We start from the raw sequence: 12,520 nt of genomic DNA, 5'->3' as shown, positions 1-12,520 counted from the left end.
ATTAATTGTATTAATCATCATTATAATAAAACTTGACATTTCAAAATTTAATTCTTCGGAGGAATCGAATCATTTTCTTTTCAATAATTAAACAATTGTTTATGGTATTGGACATAAATTAATGAAAATTAAAATCTTTGAATATGTGTTCAATTAGAACTGATTTTAAATAAAATTAAAAAACCAATAATATGGCCTGAACTGGAAAAATAAGTCATTAAAAACTATTTTCCAGTAGTACTATCAAATCATTACTTCATCATACCTCACTATTATGAAGCTGTCAGATAGCAATTGAGCGGATTAAAGAATTAGAAAGACATAGATACGATTATATTGAAGCACAAAATTAATAGATGAATTAATTAACCTACAAAAATGTTTCAAAAGAACTTAAAAATAGAAGATGATTGAAAGATATCAATATGTTTATTATAATTTACTGAATTACGTAAATTTTGGAATGTGCCTTAGAATAAAAATTGGACTTGAAATTAAATTAAGTAGACTAATTAACAATTAATTATCTAAAGTATTTAGATTAGACTATTAATTAATATATAATACTTTTATATTAATTATAGTGTTATATTCAATTAGGGGTGTTACAATAAACCTGTCTGATAATGAAATTAGAGAAATAACAGAATTATTAGAAAAAGGGCAGCCAATCCCAGAAAAATATAGATTTTTAATTTTTGAAGAGAAACGAGAAATTGAATTAGTATGGAATGGAAAGACTAATGAAGTTTCAAATGTTGTTTTACCATTTCAAACAATTGAACAAGTAGATGAACCTCGGAAATCCGGTGTGATAACAGACAAACAATCTGACATTTTTTCTTTTGCCATTGACAAACGTGGGCGACAGCTAAAAGGATGGAATAACAAGCTTATTTGGGGAGATAATAAGCTAATTTTAAGTAGCCTAAAAAATGGACCATTAAGAGATGAAATAGAATCTGTGGGTGGCATAAAACTGATTTATATTGATCCCCCCTTTGATGTAGGTGCAGATTTTTCAATGAAAATTGACGTTGGTGATGATTCTTTTACTAAAGAAGCAGGAGTTCTTGAAGAGTTAGCTTATCGTGATACGTGGGGTAAGGGCGCTGATAGTTTTATTGCAATGATATATGAACGTCTTTCTCTAATGAAAGACTTACTAGCCGAAGATGGTAATATTTACGTTCATTGTGATTGGAGAGTTAATAATTATATTAGGCTGGTACTAGATGAAATATTTGGTAAAAACCTATTTCGTAATGAGATTATTTGGCAACGTACGGGAGCACATAATGATGCAGGAAGATTTGGAGTCGTTCATGATAGTATCTTTTTCTATAGTAAAACCGATAATTACTTTTTTGAACCGATATATGTCCCACTATCTGATGATCATTTGAAAACACGATTTAATCAAGTAGAAGAGAGTACTGGGAGAAAATTTTTTGCAGGTCCTATTACCGCTCCAGGAGATGGCCCTCCAAGAATGTTTAATGGCAAAGAGATATACCCACCTAAAGGACGCCATTGGTCTTATAACCAAAAAAAGATTGATGAATTAGAAAAAAATAATTTAATCTATTATTCCAAAACGGGTACTCCCTACTTGAAGCAATATATGGATGAATACATAGATAAAGGTCGTAGAGTGCAATCTATTTGGCATGACATTTTACCAAGTAAAACTGGAAAGGAATTAGTAGGTTATCCTACTCAAAAACCAGAAAAACTACTTGAAAGGATAATTAAAGCATCTTCAAAAAAGGGAGATGTGATTGCTGATTTTTTCTGTGGTTCCGGAACTACATTAGCAGTAGCTGAAAAATTAGGTAGAAAATGGATCGGTTCAGATCTAGGTAAATTCGCTATTCATACTTCCAGAAAAAGGATGATTGATACTCAGCGGCTACTTAAAAAGTCAGGGAAAGATTATAGGGCCTTTGAAATCCTTAATTTAGGCAAGTATGAACGCCAACATTATATGAGTACTATCAATACTGATGACGATAAACAAAAAGAAAGAATCCTTGCGAAAAAAGAGGATGAATTTACCGGGATGATTTTGAGTGCTTATAATGCAGAACAAACACAAGGATTTAAAACTTTCAAAGGTAAGAAAGTTTCTAGATTCGTATCTATTGGGCCAATCGACTTACCCGTTTCTAGGTTATTTGTTGAAGAGATCATTAAAGAATGTTTAGAAAAGGGAATTACTAAGGTAGATATTTTAGGTTTTGAGTTTGAAATGGGTTTATTCCCAGATATTCAGGAGACAGCAAAAAATAAAGGGATCGATTTAGCACTTAAATGCATCCCACGTGACGTCTTTGATAAAAGAGCAGTAGAACAAAACCAGGTAAAATTCTATGATGTGGCATATGTTGAAGCTGTGCCTCGTTTCAAAGACAGTTCTGTGGCAATCGAACTCACAGATTTTTCTGTTTATTACAATCAAGATGAAAATATTGAAAAAACTTTAAAAAAGAATCAGAGCAAAATAAAAGTTCAAAATGGTCAAATAATAAAAGTATCAGTAGATCGGGATGGACATTTAAAGCAAACCCCAATCACGAAATCTTGGACAGATTGGATTGATTACTGGTCTGTAGATTATGATTATGAAAGTAAAAAAGAATATGTTCGCGAAAAAAATGAAGAAGGAGAAATAATCCAAAGAAATACTGGTAACTTTATCTTTGAGAATGAATGGCAAAGTTTTAGAACAAAGAGAAATAGGAAACTAGATTTAATCAGTGCTTACCATCCGATCAAACGCGGAAAAACAAAAATAGCTGTAAAAGTTGTGGACATTTTTGGCAATGACACTATGAAAGTTATTGAAGTTAAGTTTGGAGGGAAATAAATGCCTCTCCCTAAAAATTTCCCTAATTCTCCTTATGATATTTTAGATCCTGACCAAAGATGGATTCCTGATCAACAAACATTGTCAGAGAATTACAAGCTGATCCCGCCATTAGTTCATAAAATAAGAATGGAAGTTAAAGAATGGCGAGAAAATAATTATAAAGGATCTTCTGAAACCAGTAAGGCGCTTCTAAACTACTGGTTTGACACAGTCCATATGATTCCAACAGAGGATCGGTCCCTTTTTGAGTTTAGATATTACTTTGCTCAAAGAGAAGCTGTAGAAACCATAATTTATCTTCATGAAATCCGGGGCGTCAAAGACAAACATGATCTTTTGAGATATGATAACAGTGGTATAGTTAGAGAAAAAATGTTTGATGAAACTTGGGCTCGTTTTGTAATAAAAATGGCAACAGGAAGTGGAAAAACTAAAGTTTTAAGCTTAATACTCGCCTGGTCCTATTTTCACAAATTATACGAACCTAATTCCGCATTATCACGGAATTTTTTAGTTATCACGCCCAATATAATAGTCTTAGATAGAATAAGATCAGATTTTGATGGTCTCCAAATATTTTTTAAAGATCCGATTCTACCTCAAAATGGATTTGAAGGACGTAATTGGCAAGATGATTTTCAATTAACATTACATATACAAGATAACGTTAATTTCATTCGAAAAACTGGAAACATATTTTTGACCAATATCCATAGAGTTTATGATAGTCATCATCAAGATCCTAGTTTTGAAGACAATAATAGAATGGCCTATTTTTTAGGTGAAAAAGCCGTAACATCTACAAACCATTCTAGAGTAGATTTAAGCAGCATTGTCCGAAATGTAGATGAATTATTAGTTTTGAATGATGAAGCTCACCACATTCATGAAAAAAAATTAGCATGGTTCAAATCGATTGAAGATATTCATAACAGCCTCTTACAAAAAGGTAAAAAATTATCTTTGCAAATTGATTTTACAGCAACACCTAAAAAGACTAACGGAGTTATATTTCCACAAACAGTAGTTGATTATCCATTAGTCGAAGCTATACATCAAAATATTGTAAAACGTCCAATATTACCCGATAAAGAAAGTAGAAAAAAGCTTAAAGAAAGAAAATCGGTTAAAATTGAAGAAATTTATAGCGATCATATTCATTTAGGCTATCTTGAATGGAAAAAAGCATACAATGAGCATTTAAAGGTAAATAAAAAGGCAGTTATTTTTTTCATGGTTGAGGACACAAAAAAATGTGATGAAATCGGAAAATATTTAGAGAAAACATATCCTGAATTTAAAGATTCAGTTCTAGTAATTCATACAAATACCCATGGTGAATTAAATGAAAAACAAAGTATGCGGAATAAAAAGAAATTAAATGAATTAGAGTATTTGAGAAAGGCAGCTAATGAAATAGATAGTTTAGATAACAAATACAAAGCCATTGTTTCAGTCTTAGTTTTAAAAGAAGGATGGGATGTCAAAAACGTTACTACTATTGTTGGATTGAGATCATTTAGTTCGAAAGCTAAAATTTTACCCGAACAAACTTTAGGTAGAGGCTTAAGAAGAATGTATTTAGGAAACCAAGAAGAAAAGGTGAGTATTATTGGTACTGATGCATTCATTAACTTTATTGAAAATATCAAAATTGAGGGAGTGGAAATTGGTGTGGGGCCTATGGGTGAAAAAAAATCTTATAAACCATTGATAATTGAAGTTGATTATGAAAATCCTAAAAAAGATATTAATAATCTTAACATTGAAATTCCAATATTGTCTACTAGAATGTATCGGAGATACGACCAGTTGAACTCATTAGATGTATCCAGATTTAACATTACAAAATTAAAACTAAAAAAATTCAACTCGGAACAACTTAAACAGATCGTTTTTAGAGATATTGTATCTAATAAAATTGACCACATCCTAAAAATGAATGATGAAGATGTTGATTATAGATCAATGGTTGGTTGGTTTGCGCAGAATATTATTGAAGATCTTAAATTGAACTCAGGATATCATGTAATTTATGAAAAGGTTAAAGATTTCATTATTAATTATTTATTTATTCAAAAAGTCAATCTTGAGGATCCTAATGTATTAAGAAATGTTGCAGAGTTGGAAATTTCAAAAGCAATTATTGAAACATTTAAACAGGAAATTAACCTCATAACAGTTCAAAATATTCCTAGGGCTATGATATTAGACAATATATCCGTTAAAGATACCAAACCCTTTATTACCAAACAACAAGGCTTTCTAAAACCCTATAAAAGCGTTTTCAATAAAATAATTGGCGACAGTAGTTTAGAACTCGATTTCTCTGAGTTTTTAGACAATTGTGATGACATAGTTTCTTATGTAAAGAATTATTTTGCTATTGGTTTCAAAATCGAATATCAAAATTTTAAGGGAGAAATATCAAATTATTTTCCTGATTTTATAGTCAAAAAATCTGAAAAGGAGATATATATAATTGAAACTAAGGGATTAGAAGATGTTAATGTCCCTTTGAAGTTAAAAAGACTAAAACAATGGTGTGACGACGTAAATTCCCAACAAGCAGAAATTATTTACAATTACCTTTATGTACATGAGACTTCATTTGCTAAGTATCGGCCCAAAAATTTTGAAGAATTAACAAAAGCATTTAAGGATGATGGAAATCGATTTTTCCTTGAATAATTAAAACCCTAAATATCAAGTTATTAAGGCTTTTATAGAGCTTTTAATTATTTTTAAAGACTTGCATATCCTTTCCTGGGCAGCGAAGATTTCAATTATTCACACCTTCCAGATGCAGCTCACCAACAAGTTGGCATAAATGTTGTAGAGATTTAATACTTTAAGATTTATTACTGCTGCGTTTTAATGCCCTGGCTGTTAAGTCTGCTTGTGTTATGGTCATTATTAGTGTAATATCAGAATCGGTGCGTAGTTGAACCGGTAAAATAAAACACTTGGAGCAGTCTGATTGAATCTTTGTGATCGATATTGCTATTGTACGTCGTTCTGGCGGTGTTGGTCGTGGTGTTTCTTCTTGGGTGCTATTAGATAGATTGAGGACCCTATCGAGGGACCCATTCTGCATAAATGGACGTTTGGCAGTGGCGGGCCAAAAAACAAATTAGTATGGGCCTTAACAATTTCCTACCCTGGGGCGGACGGCGGTGGCGCGCTGGCCTAACGGCCTTGGCGCGCTGGCCAGGTCAATGGGGTAGAGAAATTGAGGGCCTTGTAATTTGTTTTTTGAGGCCGTGGCCAGGGCCCTAGTTATGCGAAGCTTACCCACGAACGCTATCCGGATTTATTTTACAAAACACGAGCTGGCATGAGGACTTCGCCCGGCCGCTTTTTGTATTGTTATTGTTTCATTCCCAGCGAGTAGGGCTATATGGAGGAGCCTATCGAGGGGCCTATTCTGCCAGGATGGGGGAGGATTTGGCCTTATGGCGTTTGCAAAAAATAATTCTTGGGGATTGCAATTTTTCTACCCTTTGCCACCTTACCGGAGGCGCTGGCCTAGCGGCCTTGGCGCGAATGCCGGGGTAGTGGGGTAGAAAAAATTGGTGCCGGTTGAATTTATTTTTTGGTGGCCATGGCTTGCTTACCCCCTTGCCTGGCGAAGCTTACCCACGAGCGCTATCCATTTATTTGCACGCAGGCTTACGTTTCTTAGTTTAAACAGCACTATCGGCTGCTGACCATGCAGAATACTTCGTTATATCCGTGTATAACAAAATGGGGGATGGCTGGCATCTGAAAAATCGACCCAGCGGGTGTGAAGTTTCCTACCTTAAATTTAGTGGCGCACGACCTTAGCGCGCTGGCCTAGCGGCCTTGGCGCGGTGGTCAGGCCAGTTTTTGGGTAGAGAAACTTCATCGCTTTGGGCACGATTTTTCATGATGCCTAGACCAGACATTTCGTCATACACGGGATATAACTAAGTATACCGCAAGTACCACTGGTAGCCACATAGATATCAACACCCGCACCGGCCCCACCAACCGCCGATAACCTGCAGAGAATGGCAAATTGAGGACCCTATCGAGGGGCCTATTCTGCATAAGTGGACGTTTGGCGGTGGCAGGGCCAAAAAACAAATTAGTATGGGCCTTGACGATTTCCTACCCTGGGGCGTACGGCGGTGGCGCGCTGGCCTAACGGCCTTTGCGCGCAGGCCAGGGCAATGGGGTAGAGAAATTGCTGGCCATGTAATTTGTTTTTTGAGGCCGTGGCCAGGGCCCTAGTTATGCGAAGCTAACCCACGAACGCTATCCAAATTTATTACACAAAACACAAGCTGGCATTAGGACTCCGCCCGGCAGAGTTTGGGTTTTAACCGGAAGCACCTGTTTTACAATAGCAATATTGATCTCAAAGCGTTACAATCAGACTGCTCCAGGTGTTTATTTTCACCGGTTCAACTGGCGGGGCTGCAGAGGTTTACGCTTCTTAGGTGGCTGGCAGGGATTTATAGGTTGGTGGTTCTTAGGAGGCTGGCGGGGTTTCGTAGGTTGGTGGTTCTTAGGAGACTGGCGGGGTTTCGTAGGTTGGTGGTTCTTAGGAGGCTGGCGGGGTTTCGTAGGCTTACGCTTCTTAGGTGGCTGGTGGTGATTACTTTTTTAAGGAAATTTCAGGCGCTCACTCCGTTCGCGGGAACGAAAAAACAAAGGAGAGGGGGTAGGATGAGGGTTATGTTTTGTGGCTTGTTGGCCCCCGACCCCAACCTTTAACGGAACGGGGGAGAGGATCAAACCTTCAGGGCTGATTCGCTCACCAGGGCTGTCGAATTTTTGCGGGCTGGCTTTTTTACAATTCTGGAGAGAAAAAAATATTCTGGCTGTGGAAGGGCTGATTAACGGATTATAGAACAGATTATATTTTGTTGGAGGTGGGGAACATGTGTACTACATCTCTGTGTTACAGCTTGCTCTCTCCCCCTCTTCTTTTAATATGGGGGAAAAACATAAAAAACACATAAAATAATATTAAAATATATGATTCAGCATAAAGTTTTTGACTGCGTTAACAGCAACAAAAGCGTACTGGTGTATCGGGAAGACGTTCACAAGTTTTTACCAGACCTGGCGAACCGGTGGACTGCAATATTCGTAAAGGACCCTGTACCACCCAAACAAAAATTAATAGATATTGCTGAAAAACTGGGATTCGCAAAAAGGGAGAGACTCAGGAGGAAAACCATTGAGGAGCTCAAGGAACTGATTAAGGAAAAAACAAAAAACAAAAAAATAGTGATTCTTTTTAATCATTTTGAAAGAACGACTCAGCTAGCAGCAGACACATGGGGTTTCTTAATTAATCTGGATAGCATTGTAATTGTGGCGAGTTATTCAAAAAATTTCAAAGCAGCTGCATACACACTTTTCAGACAGATGGAACACATTAGGGAAGAAATGCACGAAGAGATAGACATTAAATATTCAATTTTTGCGATAATTACAGTTTTGGGACTTTTTTCGTATATCAAATTAGCAACCGCCAATAATGCATACATTGCATCAATGCTCCTGGCTGGCATCTGGTTCGGTCTGATTGTATTTAGAACATTTATATTTGTTGGGAGGGGCTAGAAATGAGGAGTTACACACATATTGCAGGTGGAATAATTTTCACCATCTTGATAACGTATATTTTGAATATTCCTCTGAGTGCATTCTATATTTTTTTAGCAGGTGCAGTGGCTGTGATCCCGGATCTCCTGGATTACATGTTCATGGAAAAGCACAACCGGGAAACTCACAACATCTGGATCCTCCTGGTCCTCATGGCATTGTGCCTGGTAAATCAGATCTTCATCATCATTGCAGCTGCGTACTTCTCACATATAATTCTGGATCTTTTAACTTCCCATGGTGTCCGGCTCCTGTATCCTCTCAAGAAAACCAAATTTGTCTGTATGAAAGAGAAGAACAGAATAAAAACGGGCACGAACCGGGAGAAGGCTTTGTTTTTCTTTCTGGTGATACTGGTGGCAGGGGGTGTGCTTATGAACTATCAGGTTTTTTCATTGATTGATTCAACAGCGGCAACAGGATCGATAACTACGGTAGAAAATAACACGACTAACGCATCTAACGCGAAGACGTACATTAACGTGCAGGTTCAGGTGGATGAGAGTATGTTGAACAAGAACATTTCTATCAAGAACAGTCAGAACGAGAGTAATATTATTGTAAGGGAGATAAATTAATGATTATTGTTCCATATGACACAGTTAGGGTGTTTAATCAAAAAAACAAACTTATAGAAATAAATACATGGGTGAAACATAAGCCTAAAAAAAAGTTTCCTGATTACATAAGATTACACACAATTTCAGTATGTGAATCCAATTTATAAAAAAAATAAGAATTGTTTAATTTTTGAATCATTGCCCCCGATCCTGAAGTTAAAAAATTTTTTTAGTAAAACCAACTCCAGGAATTTTTTATGTAACAAGTGTAAACTTCAACATTTGAAACATAGTCAATGATGTCCTGAGTTGCATCTTCTCCAGTTCGGTCGCTGTAAATCTTGATTAATAGATTGTTTCTGAGTTTTGCACTTGTATAACCTATATAGCCTTCCCAAAGGTTTTTAGCAGCGTTATAAACCAGTTGTTTTGCATAACCTACATCAACATATATATGCATGTGGGGGTTGTTTGTTACTCCTGAAACAGCTACATAGTTGCTTCTGTATTGTTTTCCCCCGTAATCCCCTAGAATTTCAACTCCGTTGACATATAAGGGGTTATTTACCCATGTCCAGTGATGTTGTCTGGCCCAGTAGCCTAGATAATAATTATAGCCAGTTGCAATTGGGTTTGTGGATAGTAAGGGGGAATATTGGCCATTTGCACATGTTGTTGAGTTTCCATCTGCCCAGGCATTGCCATTGTTCTCACTGAGATAGGTGGTCCAGTAATAGCCACCATCATAATAGTAGGATTGTTCTGTGGCAGTATAATTAATGATTTTACGTGGTATCAGTGAAAAAATTCGTATATTGTTAGTGTAGTCCTGTTCTTGGAATTTTTTGTAGGGATTTACCCGAATCAAACCATATTTAATTTTTTTTGATGCAGCTGAAGAACTTTTAAAATTTTTAGAATAACCTGGAGCAATGACATCGTTGGTGTGGTAAACAGCCTTATAAGATGTATTATCAAACTTTTTATAATAAATTAAAACGTCAAAGCCTTCTGCAGGTGTATTTTTTTTACCTTCGTTGGCAACTGTAAAAGAACCGGTGTCCTGAGTATATCTGGAGATTTTCAAGTCAGGTGCATAGAGTGCATCAGATGCTGAGGAAGCAGGGACCAGGACACAGACTATTAAAACAAAAAATAGGAGAAGTAGGATTTTTTTCATTTTATCACCTTCAATTTATAAAATTTAAATATTTTGCCAGTTATTGCCGTAACATAATAGTTTCCGTTCTTTTTTTGATTTATTAGACCATAATATTGATTTGCAGCAGAACTGGTATCTGGTGTTAAAAATACCCGGAAAACAAATATTCTTTTCTTCATGGGGGATACACCTTCATTAAAATGTTTAAAACCGCACTGATTAACAATAAAATATAAACATGGTACATTTAATCACCCGCTTCTCTATCACTGTTGAGTACGATCCAAACTATCTCATCGACGTTACCGCAGGTGGGAGGATAGTATCCTCGGTTGGTAAAAATCAGATAACCGGATAGTTCATCACTCCAGAACCATCCAGGTGCTTCCATTTTAACAAGTTTGGAGAAATCTATCTTCACATCTTTCACTTGGCGAGTCAGACGGTTCATTATAGTTAAAAAATTTGTATTATCACCCGAAACAGTCTTTTTAACAACTTTAGTTATGAATTGTGTGATGCTATGCATGTATAAGCCTCCTTTGATGCATTACCTAACTATTTTTTCTTTTAAAAAAAATAAAAAAAAGTGTCTTCGCAGGTACTGGGCACTAGTACGGATTAAGTTTAAAGAACTTGAAGTCGGTTTCATTCGTTATTGTCATAACGTAGTAGTTTCCGTTCTTTTTTGACTTAATCAGACCAAAGAAAGTGTCGGCAGGGTTCTCGTAGGTTTTTCCTGTTACGATCTTATGCGTGTACAGGTTGAGCTGTATGAATTTATTGGCGTTCATCAAAACAGCGTATTTACCTCCAATGAACTGCAATCTGTTATATGCCTGGTCTAATGACATGCTCCAACGATTGTTACCAGTGTATTTATTTATAGCGTTTAATCTGTACTCATCGGCTCTGTTTGACTGTACTAGTGCTGTGTATCTCTGTAAACCAACAGCTCCATCAGTAGTTATGGACCTATTCCACTTCACGGATGTGGTGTTATCTGATTTGGTGATCTGGTAACATATACCGGTGTCGTTGCTTACGAGTTCACCCCCAGTGATGTAGTAGTCATCATAGGTTGCGTTCACAGCAGAAACAGCGGGTACAGAAGCACCTAAGCCCATGGCAGCGACTAAAAGGCATATAAATACTCGGTATAGCTTTTCGATATTTTCACCTCCTCTCATTGTTAGATGAGCTTAAATCTGCAGGTGTGCATGTATTCATGTTAAAAAGTGACTTAAAAACAATAAATTTCTCTTCAGTTTTTATATTTTCTTTCATATGCATCTCCACGGCATTTAAATGGCATTTAAGCAAAAAATATGGGAGAGTTATGGGTGGGGGAAAGTTGATGGTGGTAACTGCTCCCATATTCGAGCTTATTTAAATTTCATCCATTTATCCAGTCATTTATCCAGTCTTCATCTGGGAGGTCACTTGGAACGTCTTCAGGGAACTCTTCTTCATCATCCAGTGGATTAACTTCTTCAACCTGGCCGACTTCATTGTTTCCAGTGTCGATTGTGGTATTTGTGTTATTTTCAGTTTCATTTTGAGTTGGATCCTGAGTGTCATCGTGGGTCTCATTTTCATCAGGGACTATTTCATCATCAAAATCATCTGAAAAACCATCATCGTCACCGTATTCAACGTTAGATATGTTCAAGTCCTCTTCTTCTGCTTCAGTGTAGTTAAATGCACTGTTTTCGTCTTCAGTTTCATTATTTGCAACAGTTTCGTTGTTTTCAGTGGTTTCGTTGTTTTCAGAAATCTGATCGTCGATATCGTCAAAGAGTTCTGGGAATAACTTTTTAAGGTCATCTTTAACGTCATCAGGTAGATCATTCCAGTCAATAGTTTCCCCATTATCATCAACTAATGATATCTCCCCGTTGTCACCTTCAATGATTTGTAATGACCCTGTGTCCGAATTTTCAGAACTAGGAACGTTATCAGCAGCATTTACAACCGTATTGGACAGCTCTGAAACTGAATAAGTAGTTCTGTATTGTTTAGGAACAAGAGTCATGGTCATTCCAGGGACTTTGACAAGATACCAAGATCCTACAGATCCGAGACTTTCTTCGGCAAAACCAGTTTCGTTTCCAGGTTGAACAACATTTCCGGCTGGTTGGGGTTCTGAAGTGGGATCTGAAAGTGCTAGGGGTTCACCCGTGTTATTCGAACCTGAAACGAAAAACAAACCGCAGCCGATTAAAAAAACGAGCAAAAAGGAAGCAACGACGGCTTCAGTTTTAATTTTTTCTGTGAATTTCG

9 protein-coding genes are annotated in these 12,520 nt (G+C 36.5%); 4 read left to right on the top strand and 5 right to left on the bottom strand.

All coding sequences use genetic code 11. The features are described from left to right. The first annotated feature begins 583 nt into the window (after positions 1-583). The 4 genes from BK009_RS01100 (at position 584) to BK009_RS01075 (ending at position 9,093) form a co-directional block, all read left to right on the top strand. The gene (locus tag BK009_RS01100) at positions 584-2,869 is read left to right on the top strand and encodes a site-specific DNA-methyltransferase (RefSeq protein WP_211290139.1); all 2,286 of its coding nucleotides are present in this window, start codon (positions 584-586) and stop codon (positions 2,867-2,869) included. Next, positions 2,870-5,563: a DEAD/DEAH box helicase family protein gene (locus BK009_RS01095; RefSeq protein ID WP_100908806.1), complete on the top strand. Its 2,694-nt coding sequence runs from the start codon at positions 2,870-2,872 to the stop codon at positions 5,561-5,563. 2,367 nt (positions 5,564-7,930) lie between these two features. Continuing rightward, positions 7,931-8,473: a hypothetical protein gene (locus tag BK009_RS01080; protein ID WP_157809679.1), complete on the top strand. Its 543-nt coding sequence runs from the start codon at positions 7,931-7,933 to the stop codon at positions 8,471-8,473. A gap of 2 nt (positions 8,474-8,475) precedes the next feature. Further along, positions 8,476-9,093, top strand: a complete 618-nt coding sequence (locus tag BK009_RS01075; RefSeq protein ID WP_100908802.1) for a metal-dependent hydrolase — start codon at positions 8,476-8,478, stop codon at positions 9,091-9,093. A gap of 211 nt (positions 9,094-9,304) precedes the next feature. Here the strand turns inward: BK009_RS01075 and BK009_RS01070 are convergent, their stop codons facing one another. From BK009_RS01070 to BK009_RS01050, 5 genes are all read right to left on the bottom strand, one after another. Continuing rightward, positions 9,305-10,255: a hypothetical protein gene (locus BK009_RS01070; protein WP_100908801.1), complete on the bottom strand. Its 951-nt coding sequence runs from the start codon at positions 10,253-10,255 to the stop codon at positions 9,305-9,307. Next, positions 10,252-10,416: a hypothetical protein gene (locus BK009_RS12300; RefSeq protein ID WP_157809678.1), complete on the bottom strand. Its 165-nt coding sequence runs from the start codon at positions 10,414-10,416 to the stop codon at positions 10,252-10,254. The genes BK009_RS01070 and BK009_RS12300 overlap by 4 nt, the downstream gene beginning before the upstream one ends. Before the next feature lie 68 nt (positions 10,417-10,484). Continuing rightward, positions 10,485-10,766 (bottom strand): hypothetical protein, encoded by a 282-nt coding sequence (locus tag BK009_RS01065; RefSeq protein ID WP_100908800.1) that lies wholly within the window; start codon positions 10,764-10,766, stop codon positions 10,485-10,487. Positions 10,767-10,848: 82 nt separating this feature from the next. Next, the gene (locus BK009_RS01060) at positions 10,849-11,427 is read right to left on the bottom strand and encodes a hypothetical protein (RefSeq protein WP_100908799.1); all 579 of its coding nucleotides are present in this window, start codon (positions 11,425-11,427) and stop codon (positions 10,849-10,851) included. A 206-nt stretch (positions 11,428-11,633) separates the two neighbouring features. Further along, positions 11,634-12,473 carry a hypothetical protein gene (locus BK009_RS01050; protein WP_157809677.1) on the bottom strand — a complete coding sequence of 280 codons (840 nt, stop codon included), beginning with the start codon at positions 12,471-12,473 and terminating at the stop codon, positions 11,634-11,636. Positions 12,474-12,520 lie beyond the last annotated feature (47 nt).

The sequence above is a fragment of the Methanobacterium subterraneum genome, assembly GCF_002813695.1.
GTDB classification, from domain to species: Archaea; Methanobacteriota; Methanobacteria; order Methanobacteriales; family Methanobacteriaceae; genus Methanobacterium; species Methanobacterium subterraneum.
This window is presented reverse-complemented; position numbering and strand designations above follow the sequence as displayed.